The following is a 23,720-nucleotide window of genomic DNA, read 5'->3' as shown; positions in this document are numbered from 1 at the left end:
TACCATGACAACACTTCAAATTCAGGCCCCGGCGACGACGCGCAAATTCTGGTCAGGCATGAGCCTGTTCTGCCTCGCGCTGCTGATTGCACCCGTGGTGGCCACGCAGCTCGGCGGCAACTACTGGGTGCGCGTTATCGACTTCGCCCTGCTCTACATCATGCTGGCGCTCGGGCTCAATATTGTGGTCGGCTATACCGGCCTGCTGGACATGGGCTTTATCGCCTTTTACGCCGTCGGCGCCTACCTCGCGGCACTGATGGCCTCCCCACACCTGCTGGAGGTGTTTCCGATCCTCAGCGTCTGGTTCCCGGACGGGCTGCACACCTCGTATCTGCTTATTATTCCGCTGGCGGCCCTCGTGGCGGCAGTCTGCGGGATTTTACTCGGTGCGCCCACGCTGAAGCTGCGCGGGGACTACCTGGCGATAGTGACCCTCGGCTTTGGCGAAATTATCCGCATCCTGATGCGCAACCTCGACCGTCCGGTAAACATCACCAACGGCGCAAAGGGCATTACCGGGGTGGATACGCTGAACCTGTTCGGCCTGAAGTTTAGCGGCGTCTACCTCTGGTTTGGTTTCAAAGTGCCCGCCCTGTGGCTGTGGTACTACCTGCTGATGCTGGTGATTGTAGCGATTATTTTTGTCTGCCTGCGCCTGCAGCATTCCCGTATTGGCCGCGCCTGGCACGCCATCCGCGAGGATGAAGACGTGGCCCGCGCGATGGGCATCAACGTGCGTAACTATAAGCTGCTCGCCTTTGCGATGGGCGCCTCCTTTGGCGGCATAGCAGGTGCGCTGTTCGGCGCGTTTCAGGGCTTTGTCTCCCCGGAATCCTTCACCTTACAGGAATCGATTGCCGTACTGGCGATGGTGGTGCTGGGCGGTATGGGGCACATACCGGGCGTGATCCTGGGCGCGGTACTGCTTACCGCCCTGCCGGAACTGCTGCGCAGCCAGGCAGCGCCGGTTCAGCAGGCGCTGTTCGGTACGGTACTGATTGACCCGGAAGTGCTGCGCCAGCTGTTTTACGGTCTGGCACTGGTGCTGGTCATGCTGGTGCGCCCGTCAGGCCTCTGGCCGGTACGCCACAAGGAGGTGAAGGCATGAGCCTGTTAACCGTACGCAACATGTCAAAACGCTTCGGCGGGCTGACTGCCGTAGATGACGTTTCGATTACCGTCAACAGAGGGGAAATCTACGGGCTGATTGGCCCCAACGGCGCGGGAAAAACCACCTGCTTTAACCTGATCACCGGGCTTTATCCGGCGGACAGCGGTGAGTTTTCGATTGCCGATAAGCCCTACTTCCCAAAGCACATAGAGAAAGTCACTGCCGCCGGGATTGCCCGCACCTTCCAGAACGTGCGCCTCTTCAACGAGATGTCGGTGCTGGAAAACGTGATGGTGGGCCGCCACGTGCGCACCCGTAACGGCCTGTGGGCCGCGCTGAGCCGCCATAAACGCGCCCGCGAGGAAGAGAAGCAGACCCGCGAGCTGGCCTGGCACTGGCTGGACTATACCGGCATTGCGCAGTTCGCCCACTATCGCGCCTGCGATCTGGCCTATGGTCATCAGCGTCGCCTTGAAATCGCCCGCGCGCTGGCGACGGATCCGCTGCTGCTGGCGCTGGACGAGCCCGCCGCCGGAATGAACGCGGCGGAAAAAGTGGCGCTCGGCGAGCTGCTCATCCGCATCCGCGATGACGGCAAAACCCTGCTAATGATTGAACATGACGTCAAGCTGGTGATGGGCATCTGCGATCGCCTGACGGTGCTTGATTACGGTAAAACGCTCGCCAGCGGTACGCCGGAAAGCGTGCGGCGCGATCCGGCAGTGATCGCCGCCTGGCTTGGAGGTAACGCCCATGACTGAATTACTGAAGGTAGAACGTCTGGACGTGCATTACGGCGGCATTCAGGCCGTACGCGATGTCTCCTTTACCCTGCACGAGGGCGAACAGGCTACGCTGATCGGCGCTAACGGCGCGGGGAAAAGCTCCACCGTGCGCGCCATTACCGGGCTGGAAAGCTTTAGCGGCAGTATTGAATTCAACGGTAAGCCGGTCCGCAAACAGAGCCCGGAGACCCTGCTTCACGACGGGCTGGTGATGGTCCCGGAGGGCCGCGGGATCTTCTCCCGCATGACGGTACTGGAAAACCTGCAGATGGGCGCCTGGCTAAGACGTGACACTGTCACCATTAAGCGCGAGATGAACGAGATTTTCGAACGCTTCCCGCGTCTGGGCGAGCGCCAGCATCAGCTTGCCGGGCTGCTGTCCGGCGGCGAGCAACAGCTGCTGGCCCTTAACCGCGCCCTCCTCAGCCGCCCGCGCCTGCTGATCCTCGACGAGCCGTCGATGGGCCTTGCCCCGAAGATGGTCGAGAACATATTTGCCGTTATTGCCGGGCTGCGCGAGCGCGGTGTCGCCCTGCTGCTGATCGAACAAAACGCCCGGCTCGCGCTGGAAGTGACCGACAGCGCATGGGTGATGGACAGCGGCAGCATTGTTCATCATGGCGAATCGACAGCACTGCTTCACGACGACCAGATTGCACACATTTATTTGGGCGAAATGCCCGTTTAACCACATCAGCCAACATCAGGGAAATACAATGAAAACAGTAAAAATCAGCGCGCTCAGCGCCGCTATTCTGCTCGGCGGTTTTGCCTCAACGTCCTCGTGGGCCGCCGACGGTGAAACCGTGGTTATCGGTCTGGCAGGCCCGCTCACCGGCCCGTCCGCCCGTATCGGGAAAGATCTGGAGAACGGCGCGCAGCTGGCCATTGACGACATTAACAAGCAGCATCCTACCATCGGCGGCAAAGCGGTCACCTTCAAACTGCAGTCCGAAGACGATCAGTCTGACCCGCGCACTGCCGTAGCCGTCGCGCAGCGTCTGGTGGACAGCGATGTGGCGGGCGTGGTCGGCCACTGGAACACCGGCACCAGCATTCCAGCGGCCCGCGTTTATCACGATGCGGGCATCGCCCAGGTGGCACCGGTCGCGACCGGTCACGCCTATACGCAACAAGGTTTTGATACCAGCTTCCGCGTGATGGGACACGACGATGACGGCGGCCAGCTCGCCGGTCAGTACGCGGTTAACACCCTCAAAGCCAAACGCATTGCGGTAATCGACGACCGTACCGCCTTCGGTCAGGGTCTTGCAGACCAGTTTATTAAATCGCTGGAAGCCCAGGGCGTGAAAATTGTCGACCGTCAGTACGTGGATGACAAAACGGTCGATTTCAGCGCCGTACTGACCGCCATCCGCAGTAAAAACGCCGATCTGATCTTCTTCGGCGGCGTCGACAGCCAGGCCGCACCGCTGGCTCGCCGCATTAAACAGCTGGGCATGAATGCGACGCTGATGGGCGCAGGCGGATTCGTCAGCCAGACGTTCCTGAAGCTGGCGCAGAAAGAAGGCGAAGGCGTTGTGGCGCTGGAGCCGGGCCTGCCCGTTGACCAGATGCCGGGTGGAAAGGCATTCGAACAGGCCTACCAGGCCCGCTACCACACCCATATCGAACTGCACGCCCCGTTCGCCTATGACGCCACCCGCGTGCTGGTTGCGGCGATGGAAAAAGCAGACTCCGTTGAGCCATCAGACTATCTGCCCGCCCTGCGCGCCATCAGCTATTCCGGCGTTACCGGACAGATCGCGTTTGATAAAGAGGGCAACCTGAAATCGCCGTCGTTCACGGTCTATAAGGTTGTCGACGGCAAATGGCAGCCGCAGACCGTGCTGGGCGGCGCAAAAGCGAAGTAACGCAGCGAGGCAATGTGATGAGTGATAATAATGAGCTGGGCATTCTCGCCCGCCGCAAAATTGAAGCTGAAATTATTAAGCCAATTTATGAAATCCTGGTGCGCGAGATAGGGAAAGCCCGCGCCCAGGCGGTGATTGGCGAGGCCATTGAGCAGGCCGCGATTGATGCTGGTAAAGGGTTTGCCAGCAAAGAACCCAACGGCGCGAACATCAAGAGCTTTATCGCCCTGCAGTATCTGTGGGAGAAAGATAACGCCCTGGACGTGAAGGTGATCGACGCTGACGACCAGCAGTACAACTACAACGTAACCCGCTGTCGCTACGCGGAGATGTACCACGAGATGGGGCTGGGCGAGATTGGTCATCTGCTCTCCTGCGCGCGCGATGAGAAATTCATCGTTGGCTATGCGCCGGACGTAGAGCTAACCCGCACCACGACCATTATGCAGGGCGGTGCGTGCTGTGATTTCCGCTACCGCAGCGGTAAGGACAAGCCATGATCCGCGTCAATGCCGAACGGCTGTGGTCAACGCTTGAGATGATGGCGCAGATCGGCGGCACGCCCGCCGGTGGCGTCACCCGTCTGGCACTGAGCGAGGAGGATCGTGTTGCGCGTAACCTGCTGCGCGACTGGGCGCTGGACGCCGGTTTTACCTGTGACGTCGACAGCATGGGCAATATGTTTATCCGCCGCGCGGGGAAAAACCCGCACCTTGCGCCGGTCATGACCGGTTCGCACGTGGATACCCAGCCGCTGGGAGGGAACTACGATGGGGTTTACGGCGTGCTGGCCGGGCTGGAGCTGCTGCGCACCCTCAATGACCATCAGCTTGAGACGGAGCGTGACATCGTGCTGGTCAACTGGACCAACGAAGAAGGCGCGCGCTTTGCGCCAGCCATGCTCGCTTCAGGGGTCTGGACGGGGCAATTTAGCGAAGCGTACGCCCATGCCCGCGCGGATAGCGACGGTATCAGCGTGGGTGAAGCGCTGGAAAGCATCGGCTACCGGGGTGAAGCCCCTGCCCGCGCGTTTCCGGTTCACGCCTGCTACGAGCTGCACATCGAACAGGGCCCGATTCTGGAAGATGAAGCCCTGGATATCGGGTTAGTCCGCGCGGCAATGGGCCAGCGCTGGTTTACCCTGACGCTGGACGGGTTTGCCGCCCACGCGGGCACCACGCCGATGCACAGCCGACGCGACGCGCTGACCGCGTTCTCGGAGCTGGCGCTGAAGGTGGAGGAGATTGGCTATCGGCACGCGCCGGACGGACGTGCGACCATCGGTATGGCGCAGGTTACGCCAAACTCGCGCAACGTCGTCCCGTCTCGGGTGGTCTGCAGCGTGGAGTTTCGCCATCCGGTGCTGACGGCACTGGAAGCCATGGAGGCGGCGCTGCATAAGGTGGCTGAAAGCCTGAGCCTGCGCGGCGTGGCGGCTATCGTTGAGCGCATTTTTGACTACGCCCCCATCGCTTTTGATGCCGAATGTCTGGCCCGCACGGAGAAGGCCGTGGCGGAACTGGGCTACTCGGCGAAACCGATGGTCTCGGGGGCGGGACATGACGCCTGCTATGTCAGCAAGATTGCCCCTGCCAGCATGATTTTTATCCCCTGCGTGAAGGGCATCAGCCATAACGAAGCGGAAAGGATCCTGCCGGAGTGGTCGGAGAAAGGAGCGAACGTGCTGTTGCACAGCGTCCTGTCCGCGGCCCAGGAAAAATAAACCGGGTGGCGCGGCTCGGACAACCGCGCCCGTAGGCCCGGTAAGCGCAGCGCCACCGGGCGTGTTTTACGGCTTCGGCACCTTCGCCAGGCTAAACCAGATCCCCACTGCCAGCAACAGCAGCATTCCGCCCGCACTCCCCAGCGCCACGCTGTGGGAGGTAATAAACGCACTTTTCGCCGCCTCAATCACCGGCTCCGCGAGGGACGGCGTCAGCTCCTGCGCCACCTTCATCGCTTCACCAATGGATGACGAGGCTTTATCGACGAGCGAGGCATTCAGCCCCTGCGGCAGGTCAATGGACGCCGAGAAGCTGCGGGTCAACAGCAGACCAAAAATAGCGATCCCCAGTCCGGCGCCCAGTTCATAGGACATGGTTTCAATCGCCCCTGCCGCAGCGGCTTTCTCCTTCGGCGCGGCAGCCATAATGGCGGAGGTCGAGGCCAGCAGCGCGCTTGCGGCGCTAAAGCCAAGCAGAACCATCAGCCCCCACGCCTGCCACTGCTGCGTGCTGAAATCAAGCATCGACAGGCCGATGAAGCTGACAGCGCTAAGCCCCATCCCCCCGGCAGCGACAATGCGCAGCCCCAGGCGGCCCACCAGCACACCGGCAATCGGCCCGCTGAATCCGCTTGCCACCATCACCGGGAGCATAAACATGCCCGCCTCGAACGGCGTAAAGCCGTGGACAAACTGTAGCTCCTGCGCCATCAGCAGCTCAAACCCGACCAGGGCAATCATGGCGGTCATCGCCATGACCACGCCGCTCAGAATGATGCGATGGCAGAACAGGCGCATATCGATCATCGGAATGCGGGCGCGAAGCTGAATACGCACGAAAATAAACAGCAGCACCGAGCCGGTCACCAGCGCGGAGGCAACCAGCCACGGCGACAGGACGCCTTTTAGCGCGGTTTTGGCACTGTAGACCAGCAGCAAAATCGCCACAATCAGCATGATGGCATGACTGATATTCAGCGGCTGCTCCGGTCGGCCCTGCTGACGGGGCACAAAACGCGCGGCCAGCGACACCACTACCAGCACAATCGGCACGTTGATTAAAAACACCGATCCCCAGTAAAAATGCTCGAGCAACATACCGCCAATCAGCGGACCAAACGCCGCCCCGCCGGAACCCACTGCCGCCCAGACGCCGAGCGCGATGTTGCGATCTTTCGCGTCGGTAAACAGCGTGCGGATCCCCGCAAGCGTAGCCGGAATGATCATTGCCGCACCGATCGCCAGCGAGGCGCGCGCCGCTATCAGCCACCCTGCCGACGGTGCAAACGCGGCCGCCAGGGACGACAGGCCAAACAGCGTGCTGCCGATCATTAGCAAGCGTTTAAAGCCAATGCGGTCACCCAGGGCACCCATCGGCAGCACCATCCCCGCCATCACCAGCGAGTAAATATCAATGATCCACAACAATTCGTTTCCGCTGGCACCCAGCGTCATGCTCAATGTCGGCGCCGCCACGTGCAGCACCGTCGCGTCAATCGCCACCGGGATGTACACCAGCACGATAATTACTAACGCTAACCACTGACGAAACATAAATTTCCTTTTCATTTTAAACATGGACACATGTCCAGAATCCGATCCTACGTAAAGTTGAACGACTGTCCAGCTTTTTGTTACACTCGTTTCGGTCTTATTGAGAGTAGAGAGAAAATGCGCTATTTGAGCAAGGAAGAGCGGCGGGAAGCGATCTTACAGGCCGCGATGCGCGTGGCGCTGGCCGAGGGGCTGGCAGCCATGACGGTACGGCGCATTGCCGCAGAAGCGGGCGTCGCGACCGGGCAGGTCCACCACCACTTTGCCTCCGGCGGCGAGTTAAAATCGCTGGCGTTTGTGCGCGTGATCCGCGAGCTGCTGGATGCCGACGTGGTGGGTGAAAACGCCGGCTGGCGGGAACGGTTGCACAGCATGCTCGGCAGTGACGACGGTGGGCTTGAACCTTACATTCGCCTTTGGCGGGAAGCCCAAATTCTTGCCAGCCGTGATCCCGAGATCAAAGCGGCTTATGTCCTGACCATGGAGATGTGGCATCAGGAAACCGTGGCGATTATCCGCGCCGGGGCTGATGCCAACGCGTTCACGCTTACCGATCGGGCGGAAAATATCGCCTGGCGTTTAATAGGGCTGGTTTGTGGCCTGGATGGGATCACCGTATTAAATATGCCTGAAATGGACGATGCGGCATTTAATAAACATCTCGACAAACTTATCACACTGGAATTGTTTTAATACTCCTTCCGGAGTATAAATTACGCAAAACGTTACAATTAGTAACACATTAAGCGAGCCCTTATTTTCATTCTAATCTCGGGGGGTCGCTTTTTTATCTATCCTTTCAGATGTATCCCAAAGCATCCCAAAAAACTAATTACACTTCTTTAATTATCTTTTTGTTTTTACTTCATTTTTCTCTCAAACATGGTAAGCAAGAGGGCGATATGCCGCAACAAAGTGATAAAAGTAATCCCCATCTGTTGAGTAACTGGAAACCTGAAAACGCGCAATTTTGGGAGAATAAAGGAAAACATATCGCACGAAGAAACCTATGGATTTCTGTAGCTTGCCTGCTATTAGCGTTTTGCGTGTGGATGTTATTTAGCGCCGTTGCGGTCAATCTGAATAAAGTCGGATTTAATTTCACCACCGATCAGCTTTTTATGCTAACGGCATTACCTTCACTCTCTGGCGCGATATTGCGCGTCCCCTACTCGTTTATGGTGCCAATATTTGGCGGACGCTACTGGACGGTATTGAGCACCGTTATCCTGATTATCCCCTGCGTCTGGCTGGGGATAGCCATTCAGGACACCGCGACACCTTACTGGGTCTTTATCGTGATTGCCCTGCTCTGCGGTTTTGCCGGGGCCAACTTTGCCTCCAGCATGGGTAACATCAGCTTCTTCTTCCCGAAGGCCAGACAGGGCAGCGCGCTGGGCATCAACGGCGGGTTGGGAAATCTGGGCGTCAGCGTGATGCAGCTGTTTGCTCCGCTGGTAATTTTCCTGCCAATGTTTACCTTCCTCGGCGTGCACGGCGTACCGCAGGAAGACGGCTCAACGATGTGGCTGGCCAATGCGGCCTGGGTCTGGGCGCCGCTGCTGCTGCTGGCAACCCTTGCGGCGTTTTTTGGCATGAACGATATCGCCAGCTCTAAAGCCTCTATCGCCAGCCAGCTGCCGGTACTGAAGCGCTTTCACCTCTGGCTGCTGAGCCTGCTTTATCTTGCTACCTTCGGCTCGTTTATCGGCTTCTCGGCGGGCTTTGCCATGCTGTCGAAAACTCAGTTCCCGGACGTGAACATCCTGCACCTCGCTTTCTTTGGCCCCCTGATCGGCGCGCTGGCGCGTTCGGCGGGCGGGATGGTCTCTGACAGGCTGGGCGGCGTGCGCGTCACGCTGATTAACTTCGTCTTTATGGCTATCTTCAGCGCCCTGATCTTCCTGACGCTCCCCGGCTCTGGCTCCGGCAGCTTTATCGCCTTCTACCTGGTCTTTATGGGCCTGTTCCTCACCGCCGGGCTGGGCAGCGGTTCGACCTTCCAGATGATCGCGATTATCTTTCGCCAAATCACCCTCGACCGCGTCAAAAAGCAGGGCGGCACGGACGAACAGGCGCAGCATGAAGCGGTGACGGAGACCGCCGCCGCGCTGGGCTTTATCTCCGCCATCGGTGCCGTTGGCGGGTTCTTTATCCCTAAGGCGTTCGGCACATCGCTGGCAATGACCGGTTCGCCGGTTGGGGCCATGAAGGTCTTCCTCGTGTTTTACATCGTCTGCGTGTTCGTCACCTGGCTGGTGTATGGCCGTAAATCCTCAAAAAAATAAAAACTACATCTTCGCCGGAGCGTGATGCATCGCACTCCGGCCATGCTATCGAAGCAGGAGAAATGTCATGAGCAAACTGCTGGACCGCTTCCGTTACTTCAAAACAAAAGGCGACAGTTTCGCCGATGGGCACGGGCAGGTGTATCACACCAACCGCGATTGGGAGGACAGCTACCGCCAGCGCTGGCAGTTCGACAAGATTGTGCGATCCACCCACGGGGTAAACTGTACCGGCTCCTGTAGCTGGAAGATTTATGTCAAAAACGGCCTGGTGACCTGGGAAACCCAGCAGACCGACTACCCCCGCACCCGCCCTGACCTGCCCAATCACGAGCCGCGCGGCTGCCCGCGAGGCGCAAGCTACTCCTGGTACCTCTACAGCGCCAACCGCCTTAAGTACCCGCTGGTGCGCCGCAGGCTGATTGAACTCTGGCGCGAAGCGCTGGCGCAGCATACCGATCCGGTGCAGGCCTGGGATGCCATCCAGAACGATCCGCAAAAGGCGCAAAGCTACAGGAAGGCGCGGGGTAAAGGCGGGTTTATCCGCTCAAACTGGAAAGAGCTGAACCAGCTGATCGCCGCCGCTAACGTCTGGACCATCAAAAACTACGGCCCGGACCGCGTGGCCGGTTTTTCGCCTATTCCGGCGATGTCGATGGTCTCCTACGCCGCCGGAACGCGCTATCTCTCCCTGCTGGGCGGCACCTGCCTGAGCTTCTACGACTGGTACTGCGACCTGCCGCCGGCGTCGCCGATGACCTGGGGCGAGCAGACCGACGTGCCGGAGTCCGCCGACTGGTACAACTCCAGCTATATCATTGCCTGGGGCTCGAACGTGCCGCAGACGCGTACTCCGGACGCCCACTTCTTTACCGAGGTGCGCTACAAAGGCACCAAGACCGTTGCGATTACGCCGGACTTTTCGGAGGTCGCCAAGCTCAGCGACCAGTGGCTGGCCCCCAAACAGGGCACCGACAGCGCCCTCGCCATGGCGATGGGCCACGTCATCCTCAAAGAGTTCCACCTCGATAACCCGAGCGATTACTTCCTTAACTACTGCCGCCGCTACACCGACATGCCGATGCTCGTACTGCTGGACGAGCAGGTTGACGGTCGCGTGGTGCCTGGGCGTATGCTGCGCGCCTCGGACCTTGTCGACGGGCTGGGGGAAGCCAATAACCCAGAGTGGAAGACCGTCGCCTTCGATATTGCCGGTAACCTGGTGGTGCCAAACGGCTCGATCGGCTTCCGCTGGGGGGGAAAAGGCAAATGGAACCTGGAGCCTCAGGCTGCGGGCCATGAAACAGAACTCACACTCTCTCTGCTGATTACCCACGACAGCGTGGCGGACGTCGCCTTCCCCTACTTTGGCGGCAACGAAAACCCGCATTTTCGCAGCGTGAAGCAGGAGCCGGTGCTGACGCGCCGCGTGCCGAGCAAAACCCTGACGCTCGCCGACGGCAGCGAGAAGCGAGTGGTCAGCGTTTACGATCTAGTGCTGGCTAACTACGGTCTCGATCGCGGCCTGGAAGACAGTAACGCTGCAGACAGCTATGACCAGATCAAAGCCTACACGCCCGCCTGGGGCGAGCAGATCACCGGCGTGCCCGCGTACCTGATCGTAAAAACTGCCCGCGAGTTCGCCGACACGGCGCACAAAACGCACGGTCGCTCGATGATCATTCTGGGTGCCGGGGTGAACCACTGGTACCACATGGACATGAACTACCGCGGGATGATCAATATGCTGGTCTTCTGCGGCTGCGTCGGGCAGAGCGGCGGCGGCTGGTCCCACTATGTCGGCCAGGAGAAGCTGCGCCCGCAAACCGGCTGGCTGCCGCTGGCCTTCGCGCTGGACTGGAACCGCCCGCCGCGCCAGATGAACAGCACCTCGTTCTTCTACAACCACGCCAGCCAGTGGCGCTACGAGAAGCTCACCGCGCAGGAGCTGCTCTCCCCGCTGGCGGACGCGTCGAAGTTCACCGGACATCTGATCGACTTTAACGTTCGCGCCGAGCGCATGGGCTGGCTGCCGTCGGCCCCGCAGCTCAACCTCAACCCGCTGCACGTCAAGGCTCGTGCGGACGCGGCGGGCATGACGCCGCAGGAGTACACCGTTCAGGCGTTGAAATCGGGCGATATCCGCTTCGCCTGCGAACAGCCGGACAACGGCAAGAACCACCCGCGCAACCTGTTCGTCTGGCGCTCTAACCTGCTCGGCTCGTCCGGGAAAGGCCACGAGTACATGCTGAAATACCTGCTCGGCACCGAGAGCGGCATTCAGGGGGAAGATTTAGGCTCAACGGACGACGTGAAGCCTGAAGAGGTGGAGTGGCAAACCGCCGCCATCGAGGGCAAACTCGACCTGCTGGTGACGCTTGATTTCCGCATGTCCAGCACCTGCCTGTTCTCCGATATCGTCCTGCCGACCGCCACCTGGTATGAAAAGGACGACATGAATACCTCGGACATGCACCCGTTTATTCATCCGCTTTCCGCCGCCGTTGACCCGGCGTGGGAATCGCGCAGCGACTGGGAGATCTACAAAGGCATCGCCAAAGTCTTCTCCGAGGTGTGCGTTGGCCATCTGGGCACAGAAACCGACGTGGTGCTCCAGCCGCTGCAGCATGACTCCCCGGCGGAGCTGTCGCAGCCGTTTGATATTCAGGACTGGCGCAAAGGGGAATGTGACCTGATCCCCGGCAAAACGGCGCCGAACATTGCCGTGGTCGAGCGTAACTACCCGGAAACTTACGAACGCTTCACCGCCCTCGGCCCGCTGATGGACAAGCTCGGCAACGGCGGGAAAGGCATTTCGTGGAACACGCAGAACGAGGTCGATTTCCTCGGCAAGCTGAACTACGTCAAGCTCGACGGCCCGGCGAAAGGCCGCCCGCGCATTGAAACCGCCATTGACGCCTCGGAGGTGATTCTCGCCCTCGCCCCGGAAACTAATGGACAGGTGGCGGTGAAGGCCTGGGAAGCGCTCGGGGAACTGACCGGGCGCGACCACACCCATCTGGCGCTGAACAAGGAAGATGAGAAAATCCGCTTCCGCGACATTCAGGCGCAGCCGCGCAAAATCATCTCCAGCCCGACGTGGTCCGGCCTTGAGAGCGAGCACGTCTCCTATAACGCGGGCTATACCAACGTCCACGAGCTGATCCCGTGGCGCACCCTTTCGGGCCGCCAGCAGCTGTATCAGGATCATCCGTGGATGCGCGCCTTCGGGGAGAGCCTGGTGGCCTATCGCCCACCGATTGATACCCGCAGCGTGACCCACATGCGCGAGATCCCGCCGAACGGCTTCCCGGAAAAAGCGCTGAACTTCCTGACGCCGCACCAGAAATGGGGCATCCACTCCACCTACAGCGAAAACCTGCTGATGCAGACCCTGTCGCGCGGTGGGCCCATCGTCTGGATCAGCGAAACCGACGCCCGCGAGCTGGGCATAGAGGACAACGACTGGATCGAAGCCTTCAACGCCAACGGCGCCCTCACCGCCCGCGCGGTGGTCAGCCAGCGCGTGCCGCCAGGCATGACCATGATGTACCACGCCCAGGAGCGCATCCTGAACATTCCGGGGTCAGAAGTGACCGGACGGCGCGGCGGGATCCACAACTCGGTCACCCGCGTCTGCCCAAAACCGACGCACATGATCGGCGGCTATGCCCAGCTGGCGTACAGCTTCAACTATTACGGCACGGTCGGCTCGAACCGCGACGAGTTCATCATGATCCGCAAAATGAAAAACATTAACTGGCTGGATGGCGAAGGTCGGGATCAGGTACAGGAGGCGAAAAAATGAAAATACGCTCACAGGTTGGCATGGTTCTGAATCTCGATAAATGCATCGGCTGCCATACCTGCTCGGTCACCTGCAAGAACGTCTGGACCGGGCGCGAAGGGATGGAGTATGCGTGGTTTAACAACGTGGAGACCAAACCGGGGATTGGCTACCCGAAAAACTGGGAAGATCAGGAGGAGTGGCAAGGCGGCTGGATCCGCGGCATACACGGCAAGCTGACGCCGCGCCTCGGCGGCAAAATGGGCGTGCTGTCGAAGATTTTCGCCAACCCCGTCCTGCCGCAGATTGACGATTATTACGAACCCTTCACCTTTGACTATCAGGATCTGCACCGCGCGCCGGAGGGGGAGCATCTCCCTACCGCCCGCCCCCGCTCGCTGATCGACGGCAAGCGGATGGACAAAATCGTCTGGGGCCCCAACTGGGAAGAGCTGCTGGGGGGCGAGTTTGAAAAACGCGCCCGCGACCGCAACTTCCAGAAGATCCAGAAGGAGATGTACGGCCAGTTTGAAAACACCTTCATGATGTATCTGCCGCGCCTGTGCGAGCACTGCCTCAACCCGAGCTGTGTGGCCACCTGCCCGAGCGGCGCGATTTACAAGCGCGAAGAGGACGGCATTGTGCTGATCGACCAGGATAAATGTCGCGGCTGGCGCCTGTGCATCAGCGGCTGCCCGTACAAGAAAATTTACTTCAACTGGAAAAGCGGCAAGTCAGAAAAATGCATCTTCTGCTACCCGCGCATTGAGTCCGGCCAGCCGACTGTCTGCTCGGAAACCTGCGTCGGACGCATCCGTTATCTCGGCGTGCTGCTCTACGACGCGGACCGTATTGAAGAGGCCGCCAGCACCGAGCATGAAACCGATCTGTACGAGCGCCAGTGCGACGTGTTCCTTAACCCGAACGATCCGGCGGTGATTGAGGAAGCGCTGAAGCAAGGCATTCCGCAGAACGTGATTGACGCCGCCCAGCGTTCGCCGGTCTACAAGATGGCGATGGACTGGAAGCTGGCCCTGCCGCTGCATCCGGAATATCGCACCCTGCCGATGGTCTGGTACGTGCCGCCGCTGTCGCCGATTCAGTCCTACGCGGATGCGGGCGGCCTGCCGCAGAGTGACGGCGTCCTGCCTGCCGTGGAAAGCCTGCGCATTCCAGTGCAGTACCTGGCAAACATGCTCAGCGCGGGCGATACCGGCCCGGTGCTGCGCGCCCTGAAGCGCATGATGGCGATGCGTCACTATAAACGCTCCCAGACCGTGGAAGGCGTGACCGATACCCGCGCCATTGAGGAAGTGGGCCTGACCGAAGCGCAGGTTGAAGAGATGTACCGCTATCTCGCCATCGCTAACTACGAAGACCGCTTCGTGATCCCGACCAGCCACCGCGAAATGGCGCGCGACGCCTTCCCGGAGAAAAACGGCTGCGGCTTCACCTTTGGCGACGGCTGCCACGGCTCCGACACCAAATTCAACCTCTTCAACAGCAGCCGCATCGACGCGATTAACATCACCGAGGTGCGCGAACACGGGGAGGGAGAATAATGCAGATCCTTAAAATCATCGCGCTGCTGATTGAGTATCCCGATGAGCTGCTGTGGGAAAACCGCGATGAGGCGCTTTCCCTGGTTGAGCAGGACGCGCCCATGCTGCTGCCGTTTGCCCGGCAGCATCTGAACGCCCCGCTGCTGGATAAGCAAGCCGAATGGTGCGAGGTGTTTGAGCGCGGTCGCGCGACGTCGCTGCTGCTGTTCGAGCACGTTCACGCCGAGTCCCGCGATCGCGGTCAGGCGATGGTCGATCTAATGAGCCAGTATGAGAAAGCCGGGCTGGAGCTGGACTGTCGCGAGCTGCCCGACTATCTGCCGCTCTACCTGGAATACCTCAGCCTCGTCACCGACGACGAGGCGCGTGAAGGTCTGCGAAACGTCGCGCCGATCCTGGCGCTGATTGGTGGTCGCCTCAAGCAGCGCGGCGTGGCGCATTATCAGCTGTTTGACGCCCTGCTGACGATGGCCGGTACGCGGCTTTCCAGCGACAGCGTGGCGAAGCAGGTGTCCGGTGAAAAACGGGATGATACCCGTCAGGCACTGGACGCCGTGTGGGAAGAGGAACAGGTGAAGTTTATCGAAGACAACGCCACATCGTGCGACAGTTCGCCGATGCAGCAATATCAACGACGCTTTAGCCAGGACGTCGCGCCGCAGTACGTGGACGTCAGCGCCGGAGGCCCAAAATGACGCACTACCTGAACGTGTTTTTCTATGACATTTACCCGTATATCTGTGCTACCGTTTTTTTCCTCGGCAGTTGGCTGCGCTACGACTACGGGCAATACACCTGGCGGGCCTCATCGAGCCAGATGCTCAGCAAGCGCGGGATGAACTGGGCCTCTAACCTGTTTCATATCGGGATTCTGGGGATCTTCTTCGGGCACCTGTTCGGCATGTTAACCCCGCACTGGATGTACGCCTGGTTTTTACCCGTCGCGGTTAAACAGCAGCTGGCCATGATTGCGGGAGGCATTTGCGGCGTACTGACGCTGATTGGTGGGTCAATGCTGCTGATCCGCCGCCTCTTCAACCAGCGGGTACGCGCCACGTCCACCACGCCGGATATTATCATCATGAGTATCCTGCTGCTTCAGTGCATCCTGGGGCTGTCGACCATTCCTTTCTCCGCGCAATATCCTGACGGAAGCGAGATGATGAAACTGGTCGGCTGGGCGCAGGGGATCGTAACGTTTAAGGGGGGCTCGTCGGAGATGTTGAGCGGCGTCGCGCCGATCTTCCGCGTGCATCTGGTGCTGGGGATGACGATCTTCCTCATCTTCCCGTTCACCCGTCTGGTACACGTGTGGAGCGCGCCGTTTGAATATTTTACCCGTCGGTATCAGGTGGTGAGATCGCGCCGTTGATTTTGTCGGGTGCGGCTACGCCTTACCCGACCTACGCTCACACTCCCGTAGGCCCGGTAAGGCGTAGCCGCCACCGGGCTATTTCCCTGCCTGCGGATGCGTATCAAACCCCGCCATCACTGCCGTCAGCTCGGCCAGTGTAAAGCCGTGCTTCGGATCATCAACGCCAAGGCCAAACCGCTCCTGCATCAGCTTATACAGCGCCTCCGCATCCGGCAAATGGATCTGCTCCTCCACGTGACCGTTCTGCCAGTGGGTAAAGTTGAAGTTAGTCAGCGTCAGCTTGCCGCCGTCCGGCAGGTGGCGACACATCAGTAGATGATGACGAAAATGGGACTGCGGCCAGTGCGCCGACCAGAAGTTCCCCATCACGTAATCGCTGAAATACTGCGTCGTCAGGTCAAAGTGGTACATCGACTGCCAGTGCTCGTGGTGACGGAACTGTAATACCCAGTCGTTACCCTCGCTCAGAAGACGGTACATGCCGTGCGGGGTTTCCTGTTCCTCGTTGGCGAGCAGGCGAATCGGCGCCGTCAGCGTCTGTCCACCAAACCCCACGTCGGCAATCCAGCGCTCGCCGTTCAGCTCAACCAGCAGCAGGCGGTGCGTGCGCGGCGGCATTTGCGGCGGGCTCGCTAATACCACGCGTCCCAGCACGCTGCGCACGTTAAACCCGACTTCACGCAACACGCGCTCGAAAAGGCCGTTTTGCTCAAAGCAATATCCTCCGCGTCGCGCCGTCACCAGCTTGTCGACCAGACATTGATCGTCAAGATGGATTTCGCGCGGCAGGACGACATCAATATTTTCGAACGAGATCGCACAGTTGTGGTGTAAATGCAGCGCGCGCAGGGTGTCTATATCAACCCGTGTCGGTTGCGCCCACCGAATGCGGGCAAAATAGTCAGTCAGAAAGGGGGACATACATCATTTTCCTTTGATTGTGATGTTCTGTTTATAAACTAATTTTACGCACTCACTTTGATTTACGTGCTTTTTCGTCATACTCATCGTTACAGATGAGGAGATCCTATGAGCCACTTTCGCCCTGTTGAATTACGTCATGCCAGCCGTCTGCTGAACCACGGCCCTACCGTGCTTATTACCAGTCGGGATGAAAACCTCGACAGACGCAACGTGATGGCCGCCGCGTGGTCCATGCCCGTTGAGTTTGAACCGCCGCGCATCGCGATTGTGGTGGATAAAAGTACCTGGTCACGTGAGCTGATTGAGCACAGCGGGAAGTTTGGCATCGTCATCCCCGGCGTGGCGGCAGCTAACTGGACATACGCTGTCGGCAGCGTCAGCGGGCGCGACGAGGACAAATTCAACTGCTACGGGATCCCGGTCGTGAACGGCCCTGAGCTCGGGCTGCCGGTGATTGAAGAAAAATGTCTGGCGTGGATGGAGTGCCGATTACTTCCCGTCACCTCTGCGGCAGAGAAATACGACACGCTGTTTGGAGAAGTGGTTTCAGCGGCAGCCGATGAGCGCGCGTTTATTGCCGGACGCTGGCAGTTTGACGGGGATAAACTGAATACACTGCATCATCTAGGGGCTGGGACATTTGTGGCGAGCGGGAAGATGGTGAAGGCGCTGGATTGAGATAACCTTCCTCTATGGGCTGAGGCATGCCCAGTAATTTTAAGCAGAAGCAATAAAGTTGCTTTCATGATGGCTGTAGGCTTTCAGCGACGCCCTGGTCCGGCTGTAAATCGCCGAAGCGTTTCCGTAAGGCCGGGGCGAGGCGCAGGGATGCGCCGAGAGGGCGTGGCCTGCAGGGATGCAGGCTCATGCCCGACCCGATAGCCTGAAGGAATAAGCTGAGGGCACCGCGAAGCGGCGATTTACCGCCGGGAGCCCGGGTTGCCAGGGCGGCGGCGATTGAGCCGCCCTGGCACGTTCACAGGTATTGTCGTTACAGAGTAGCAAGGAGCATAAAGTGAACGGAATGACCACGAGTGTAGTATGTTCCCCCTCACCCCAGCCCTCTCCCTCAAGGGAGAGGGGTTGTCCGTGCAGGCATTATTTGTAGGAAACCGACCGTATCACTTCGCACGCCGCGCAATAATCTCATCCGCAACATTCCGCGGTGCCTCCGCAAAATGATGGAACTCCATCGTGTACGTCGCGCGTCCCTGGGACATCGAGCGCAGCGTGGTGGCGTAGCCAAACATCTCGGCCAGCGGCACATCGGCGCGGATAATCTGGCTTCCGTACTGCTCCGCCATTCCCTGCACCATGCCGCGGCGGGAAGAGAGATCGCCCATGATGTTCCCGGCGTACTCTTCCGGCGTTTCCACCTCCACGTGCATGATCGGCTCAAGAATTACCGGATCCGCCCTGCGAGCGCCCTCCTTGAAGCCGAGGATCGCCGCCATACGGAACGCCATCTCCGAGGAGTCGACGTCGTGATACGAGCCAAACGTCAGCGTCGCCTTAACATCGACGACCGGATAGCCCGCCAGCACGCCGCTGTTCATCGCTTCCCGCAGCCCTTTCTCCACGGACGGGATATACTCGCGCGGCACCACGCCGCCCTTGGTGGCATCTTCAAATACGAAACCACTTCCGGGCTCCAGCGGCTCCAGGCTCAGGACCACATGACCGTACTGCCCTTTACCGCCAGACTGCCGGACAAATTTGCCTTCGATATCCTTCACCGCTTTGCGCAGGGTTTCGCGGTAGGTTACCTGCGGACGACCGATATTCGCCTCGACGCCAAACTCACGCTTCATGCGGTCGACGATAATCTCGAGGTGTAGCTCACCCATCCCGGAGATAATGGTCTGACCGGACTCCTCGTCAGTGTGCAGGCGGAAAGACGGGTCTTCCGCCGCCAGACGCTGCAGCGCAATGCCCATTTTCTCCTGATCGCCTTTGGTTTTCGGCTCAATCGCCAGCGAGATCACCGGATCCGGGAACTCCATGCGCTCAAGCGTAATGACGGCGTTCGGATCGGTGAGCGTGTCACCGGTGGTCACGTCCTTCAGCCCCACGCAGGCCGCGATATCGCCCGCGCGCAGTTCGTCCACCTCATGGCGATCGTTGGCATGCATCAGCACGATGCGCCCGATGCGCTCTTTCTTCTCTTTCACCGGGTTATAGACCGCGTCGCCTTTGCGCAGCACGCCAGAGTAGACCCGAATAAAGGTCAGCTGCCCGACGTACGGGTCGCTCATCAGCTTGAACGCCAGCGCCGAGAACGGCTCATCATCACTCGGATGACGCTCCGCGTGCTGCCCTTTTTCATCCACGCCATCAATGGCCGGCACGTCCAGCGGGGACGGCATCAGCTCAATCACCGCATCCAGCATGCGCTGCACACCTTTGTTTTTAAAGGCGCTGCCGCACAGCATCGGCTGGATTTCGCCCGAGATGGTGCGAATGCGCAGCCCCTGGATAATTTCCGCCTCCGTCAGGTCGCCCGTTTCCAGGTATTTGTCCATCAGTTCATCGCTGGCTTCCGCCGCCGCGGAGACCATTTTTTCCCGCCACTCCTGGGCGGTACTGACTAAATCGTCCGGCACGGGGGCATAGGTAAACACCATACCCTGCGTCGCATCGTCCCACAGAATGGTGCGCATCTTGATGAGATCCACCACGCCGGTGAAATGATCTTCGGCACCCACCGGGATGACAATCGGCACCGGATTGGCCTTCAGGCGCTCCTGCATCATCCGCACGACGCGAAAGAAATCGGCACCCGGACGGTCCATTTTGTTGACGAAGGCCAGACGCGGTACGTGATATTTATTGGCCTGACGCCAGACGGTTTCCGACTGCGGCTGCACGCCACCCACGGAGTCATACACCATCACCGCGCCGTCGAGCACGCGCATGGAACGCTCCACCTCAATGGTGAAGTCCACGTGCCCCGGGGTGTCGATGATGTTGATCCGGTGCGGCTCAAAGCCTCTGTCCATGCCTGGCCAGAAGCAGCTGACCGCCGCGGACGTAATGGTGATCCCGCGCTCTTGCTCCTGCGCCATCCAGTCGGTGGTTGCCGCGCCATCGTGTACTTCACCCAGCTTGTGGCTCATCCCGGTATAAAACAGGATGCGCTCAGTGGTGGTGGTTTTACCGGCATCGATATGCGCGGAGATACCGATGTTGCGATAACGTTCGAGAGGAATGGGTCGGGGCATGATATTTCCTTAGTCACTATGACGTGTTTGTGACGACCGGGATGGTCGTGCATTGGTTCGTTTGCTATAATAGTCCTATTGTACGAGTATTATCGAACTATTTTTTAAGGGTTGACCTATTGTTGATATAGCTCAATCTGACATCACGCGCAGGAAAACGATGATCCCTAATCACCCTGAAACTGAACAAATACTGCTGGAAAATGTGCTGTTTGCCCTCGGCAACCCGCTCCGGCTATCGATTATTCGCCGGCTCGCCGATGGCAGCGAACTCAGCTGTAACGCACTGCGCCCGGAAGATGTGGTGAAGTCCACGATGACCCACCACTGGCGCGTGTTGCGCGACAGTGGGGTCATCTGGCAGCGTCCGCAGGGACGAGAAAATATGATTTCACTGCGTCGGGAGGATCTGGATGCCCGTTTTCCCGGGCTGATGGAAATACTGCTAAAGGCCAAAAGCGCTGCCGGAAACTAGCTCCAGCAGCCTTTTGCGTGGCGTTTTAGTGCTGCATGCCCGACTGCTGCGAGAATTCATCGTCGGTTAAGCCAGCCCGAGGGGGCGCGGAGATTTTTTTAGGGGCATATCTGTCCGGCACGCCCTCAGGACGCGTCTTGAAGCGACGGTGCAGCCACATATACTGCTCCGGCGCCATCAGCACCGCGCGCTCGATCGCCCGGTTCATCTGGGTTGCAACAGACTCTTTATCCGCACCCTGCAATGACGCGCTGATATCTTCAAGAATAATCAGCTCGTACCCTGTACCGTCCTCTCTGCGGCGCGGCACAAACGGAATAACGGCAGGTTTCGCGCTTTTGACCAGCATATAGCTGCCCGCCGTCGTGGCGGCATCCGGGACGGCGAAGAATGGCGCAAACACGCTGTTGGCTTTGCCATAGTCATGATCCGGCGCGTACCAGAGAATTTCATTCTGCTTCAGGGCACGGATCATGCCTTTTAAATCATGACGATCCAGCATGGTTTTATTCGAACGCAGACGACCGCGCGTTTGTAGCCAGTCCAGGAGCGCATTATTGTTGGGACGATAAACCCCAATACCGGGGTTAAGCATGCCAAATATCCGCGCGCCCAGCTCAAGCGTCAGAAAATGCATGCCAACCAGCACCACGCCCTTTCCCTGCGCCCTGGCCTGCTCCATATGTTCGTAACCGCGCACGGTAAAGCATTTACGCACCCGCCATTCAGGCCAGAACCACGCCATGCCGGTTTCGATAACCCCCATTCCCACGGATTCAAAATTTCGCTGCAGCAAAGATTCACGCGCTTCTGCTTCCATCTGCGGAAAGCAAAGCTCCAGGTTGCGGCGGGCAATCTCGACACGGCGCGGTAAAAGGCGCATGGCTAACCGGCCCAGAGCGTGTCCGAGTTTGAACAACAGCGGGTAAGGCAGCAGCATGATAAGCCACAGGGCGGCGATGCCTGTCCAGCTTAGCCAGTATCGCGGGTGGAAAAAAGCAGGTGAAAACCGGGGTAATTTTGTCATGAGAAAATTATCCTTTAATGTGACTGTCCTTAATTGATTCTGTTGTCGATCTTTCCTAAGGATTGATGAAATGTCGGTCGTGAACGTTAAGTGTAACGGATCAGATAAAACTTATTTTTATCGTTTTTTGCGAAAAGAAGGCGTAAGCGGCAGGAGAAACCGGGTAAGACGATGACCTCACCCGGCGAAAGATTACATTGAATACCCGGGCTTTTTAATCAACTCGTCCTGCTTCGGTCCGATTTCGGTATCCCAGACCTGCGCCTTCCAGTCTTCCGGGTTTACCTGGTTCAACGCCACCGATACTGAACCGTCTTTGCTGTTGAAATGGCGAATTATCACCTCGGCGATATCTGCCGCCAGCGCGTTTTTTTGCTCGTCGTTAAGATCGCGGGGAAAACATTTGATATCTACGTGTGGCATATGCAGGCTTCCTGTTATGTGTGAGCAATCCACGTTATCAGATAATGTTGTTTGCCTTTAACACCTTGTGCAGTTCCGGCAGCTGACACACGGTATCCGCAATCGCCGTAAGCTTCGGCGTATTTGTCGCAAACCACTCATGGCGAGGCCCCCAGGTGCGCGCCACCGCAATATACACATCCAGCAGCGTCAGCCGTTCACCCAGCGCAAACGGCGCGGCCTTAAGCTGATTTTCAAACCACAGATAGAGGGATTTCCGGTACTCAATGCAGTTTTTCTGCAGCTGTTCCGGCGCATCAGGCACCCAGCGTTCGGGATAATCGGCATAGGTAAAGGTGGGATAGACGTTCGCCACGAACCAGATAAGCAGACGCTGAAACTGCTGACGCTCAGCCTGCCCCACGGGTGGAGCGAGATCGGGACAACGGTCGAGCACCATCAGGGCAATCGACGCCGTTTCGGTCATGATGGCGCCATTTTCCAGCTCCAGCGTCGGCACCTGGCACAGCGGGTTGAGTTTTTGCAGCAGTTCACGCTGCGGGCCGGGCTGGTCAAACCCGTCAACGTTCACAAATTGATAAGGGATATCGGCCAGGGTCAGCATCACTTCACTGATTGCCGAGCCCCAGCCGGGTACGCCATAGAGTTTCATCATGTTGCCCCCTCAGGAGTGAAAATCCTAAGTGTAGAGCACCATTAGTAGGTTATCCCAGGCGGGTTGACCTCCGATTGCGCCACCGCTTCGCCCTGTTCGCCCCAGCGCGCCAGCACTTTCTGGTACTCTCCGCGCTCAATCGCCCCGTTCAGCGCGGCCTGCAGCGCGTACACCAGCCCATTGCCTTTTTTGGTCGTGGTGGCGACATAAGCTTTTTTCGGACCTAAACCGACCACGCGGGTTTTGCCGGTGAGCGCCGCTTTGTAAGCTGAAACCGACTGAGGGCCAAAGAACACGTCCGCCCTGCCGGACTGGATATAGAGATTGCCCGAGGCATCGTCGTGGAGATAGACCGGCAGCGCAGGCGCTCGCCCCGCCTTTTTATTCTCTTCGTTCCAGCCCAGCAGGATGCGCTCCTGATTGGTGCCCGAGCCGACAATCACCTTTTTCCCGGCCAGATCTTCCGCGCTTTTGATTGATTGAATCTCGCTGGTGGACTTCACCGAAAACGCCAGCGAATCGACGCGGTAGGTCGCAAAATCAAACTTCTCTTTACGCTGTTCGGTCACCGCAATGTTCACCAGCGCCACGTCGTAGCGCCCGGAGGCGATCCCCAGCGGCCAGTCTTCCCACGCCGTTGGCACCAGCTTTAGCTTCAGCCCCAGGCTGCCCGCCAGCAGGCGGGCGATATCCGGGTCGCTGCCAATCCGCGTGCGGTTATCGCTGGCCAGCAGCGCCAGCGGCGGGGAGTTCAGCATCGAGACGGCGACCGTCAGCGTACCCGGCTCAACGAATTTATAACCGGCGGGGATCTTCGCCACGGCCTGCCGATCCACCGTCACCGGCAGCGGCTGCTCGTTGGCTTTCAGATCGATGCTGGCGTGGCTTGCCGTTGTGAAGACCAGCCCCGCCAGAAGTCCGTATTTCATCTGC

At 59.0% G+C, this 23,720-nt stretch carries 21 protein-coding genes; 14 read left to right on the top strand and 7 right to left on the bottom strand.

The annotated features are described in order from the left end of the window. The first annotated feature begins 4 nt into the window (after positions 1–4). Genes IM295_RS16425 through IM295_RS16400 form a run of 6 tightly spaced genes read left to right on the top strand, consistent with a single transcriptional unit; the run spans position 5 to position 5,496 of the window. Positions 5–1,111 carry a branched-chain amino acid ABC transporter permease gene (locus IM295_RS16425; RefSeq protein WP_193066971.1) on the top strand — a complete coding sequence of 369 codons (1,107 nt, stop codon included), beginning with the start codon at positions 5–7 and terminating at the stop codon, positions 1,109–1,111. Then, complete coding sequence (locus IM295_RS16420; RefSeq protein ID WP_048958777.1) at positions 1,108–1,875, top strand: ABC transporter ATP-binding protein; 768 nt, start codon at positions 1,108–1,110, stop codon at positions 1,873–1,875. The genes IM295_RS16425 and IM295_RS16420 overlap by 4 nt, the downstream gene beginning before the upstream one ends. Further along, positions 1,868–2,587 (top strand): ABC transporter ATP-binding protein, encoded by a 720-nt coding sequence (locus IM295_RS16415; protein WP_069732909.1) that lies wholly within the window; start codon positions 1,868–1,870, stop codon positions 2,585–2,587. Before IM295_RS16420 ends, IM295_RS16415 begins: the two co-directional genes overlap by 8 nt. A gap of 28 nt (positions 2,588–2,615) precedes the next feature. Beyond that, positions 2,616–3,773 (top strand): branched-chain amino acid ABC transporter substrate-binding protein, encoded by a 1,158-nt coding sequence (locus IM295_RS16410; RefSeq protein ID WP_193066970.1) that lies wholly within the window; start codon positions 2,616–2,618, stop codon positions 3,771–3,773. Between the two features lie 17 nt (positions 3,774–3,790). Next, the gene (locus tag IM295_RS16405; RefSeq protein ID WP_028013263.1) at positions 3,791–4,273 is read left to right on the top strand and encodes an L-2-amino-thiazoline-4-carboxylic acid hydrolase; all 483 of its coding nucleotides are present in this window, start codon (positions 3,791–3,793) and stop codon (positions 4,271–4,273) included. Then, entirely contained in the window at positions 4,270–5,496 is a 1,227-nt protein-coding gene (locus IM295_RS16400) for a Zn-dependent hydrolase (protein WP_193066969.1), read from the top strand. The genes IM295_RS16405 and IM295_RS16400 overlap by 4 nt, the downstream gene beginning before the upstream one ends. A 66-nt stretch (positions 5,497–5,562) precedes the next feature. On the opposite strand, the gene IM295_RS16395 is transcribed toward IM295_RS16400, so the two are convergent. Beyond that, the gene (locus IM295_RS16395; RefSeq protein ID WP_063154196.1) at positions 5,563–7,050 is read right to left on the bottom strand and encodes an MFS transporter; all 1,488 of its coding nucleotides are present in this window, start codon (positions 7,048–7,050) and stop codon (positions 5,563–5,565) included. Positions 7,051–7,167: 117 nt separating this feature from the next. Here IM295_RS16395 and IM295_RS16390 point away from each other — a divergent pair, with 117 nt between their 5' ends. From IM295_RS16390 to narI, 6 genes are all read left to right on the top strand, one after another. Then, on the top strand, positions 7,168–7,743 hold the full coding sequence (locus IM295_RS16390) for a TetR family transcriptional regulator (RefSeq protein WP_028013266.1): 576 nt from the start codon (positions 7,168–7,170) through the stop codon (positions 7,741–7,743). A gap of 209 nt (positions 7,744–7,952) precedes the next feature. After that, positions 7,953–9,338: a NarK family nitrate/nitrite MFS transporter gene (locus IM295_RS16385; RefSeq protein WP_193066968.1), complete on the top strand. Its 1,386-nt coding sequence runs from the start codon at positions 7,953–7,955 to the stop codon at positions 9,336–9,338. Between the two features lie 67 nt (positions 9,339–9,405). Then, on the top strand, positions 9,406–13,146 hold the full coding sequence (locus tag IM295_RS16380; RefSeq protein ID WP_193066967.1) for a nitrate reductase subunit alpha: 3,741 nt from the start codon (positions 9,406–9,408) through the stop codon (positions 13,144–13,146). Then, positions 13,143–14,687: a nitrate reductase subunit beta gene (narH, locus tag IM295_RS16375; RefSeq protein ID WP_041909817.1), complete on the top strand. Its 1,545-nt coding sequence runs from the start codon at positions 13,143–13,145 to the stop codon at positions 14,685–14,687. Before IM295_RS16380 ends, narH begins: the two co-directional genes overlap by 4 nt. Further along, positions 14,687–15,382: a nitrate reductase molybdenum cofactor assembly chaperone gene (narW, locus tag IM295_RS16370; RefSeq protein WP_193066966.1), complete on the top strand. Its 696-nt coding sequence runs from the start codon at positions 14,687–14,689 to the stop codon at positions 15,380–15,382. Before narH ends, narW begins: the two co-directional genes overlap by 1 nt. Further along, on the top strand, positions 15,379–16,059 hold the full coding sequence (gene narI, locus IM295_RS16365; RefSeq protein ID WP_022648214.1) for a respiratory nitrate reductase subunit gamma: 681 nt from the start codon (positions 15,379–15,381) through the stop codon (positions 16,057–16,059). Before narW ends, narI begins: the two co-directional genes overlap by 4 nt. Positions 16,060–16,137: 78 nt before the next feature. On the opposite strand, the gene nhoA is transcribed toward narI, so the two are convergent. Then, positions 16,138–16,983 carry an N-hydroxyarylamine O-acetyltransferase gene (gene nhoA, locus IM295_RS16360; protein WP_193066965.1) on the bottom strand — a complete coding sequence of 282 codons (846 nt, stop codon included), beginning with the start codon at positions 16,981–16,983 and terminating at the stop codon, positions 16,138–16,140. A 108-nt stretch (positions 16,984–17,091) separates the two neighbouring features. Here nhoA and IM295_RS16355 point away from each other — a divergent pair, with 108 nt between their 5' ends. Then, on the top strand, positions 17,092–17,664 hold the full coding sequence (locus IM295_RS16355; RefSeq protein WP_193066964.1) for a flavin reductase family protein: 573 nt from the start codon (positions 17,092–17,094) through the stop codon (positions 17,662–17,664). 443 nt (positions 17,665–18,107) lie between these two features. Here the strand turns inward: IM295_RS16355 and fusA are convergent, their stop codons facing one another. Continuing rightward, positions 18,108–20,207: an elongation factor G gene (gene fusA, locus IM295_RS16350; RefSeq protein ID WP_088205496.1), complete on the bottom strand. Its 2,100-nt coding sequence runs from the start codon at positions 20,205–20,207 to the stop codon at positions 18,108–18,110. A 160-nt stretch (positions 20,208–20,367) separates the two neighbouring features. On the opposite strand from fusA, the gene IM295_RS16345 reads away from it, so the two are divergent. Further along, a complete protein-coding gene (locus IM295_RS16345) occupies positions 20,368–20,682 on the top strand; it encodes a helix-turn-helix transcriptional regulator (RefSeq protein WP_041909805.1) in 315 nt (104 codons plus the stop codon). Between the two features lie 25 nt (positions 20,683–20,707). Here IM295_RS16345 and IM295_RS16340 read toward each other — a convergent pair whose 3' ends face one another. From IM295_RS16340 to IM295_RS16325, 4 genes are all read right to left on the bottom strand, one after another. Continuing rightward, a complete protein-coding gene (locus IM295_RS16340; protein WP_048999898.1) occupies positions 20,708–21,709 on the bottom strand; it encodes a Kdo(2)-lipid IV(A) acyltransferase in 1,002 nt (333 codons plus the stop codon). Positions 21,710–21,901: 192 nt separating this feature from the next. After that, a complete protein-coding gene (pptA, locus tag IM295_RS16335) occupies positions 21,902–22,132 on the bottom strand; it encodes a tautomerase PptA (protein ID WP_193066963.1) in 231 nt (76 codons plus the stop codon). Between the two features lie 37 nt (positions 22,133–22,169). Then, positions 22,170–22,787, bottom strand: a complete 618-nt coding sequence (locus IM295_RS16330) for a glutathione S-transferase family protein (protein ID WP_193066962.1) — start codon at positions 22,785–22,787, stop codon at positions 22,170–22,172. A 41-nt stretch (positions 22,788–22,828) separates the two neighbouring features. Beyond that, positions 22,829–23,716: an ABC transporter substrate-binding protein gene (locus tag IM295_RS16325; protein ID WP_088205498.1), complete on the bottom strand. Its 888-nt coding sequence runs from the start codon at positions 23,714–23,716 to the stop codon at positions 22,829–22,831. Between the last annotated feature and the right edge of the window lie 4 nt (positions 23,717–23,720).

It is taken from the genome of Enterobacter cloacae complex sp. P14RS, assembly GCF_014895895.1.
Taxonomy (GTDB): Bacteria; Pseudomonadota; Gammaproteobacteria; order Enterobacterales; family Enterobacteriaceae; genus Enterobacter; species Enterobacter bugandensis.
The sequence above is the reverse complement of the archived record's forward strand: the minus strand, read 5'-3'. Positions and strand labels throughout refer to the sequence as shown.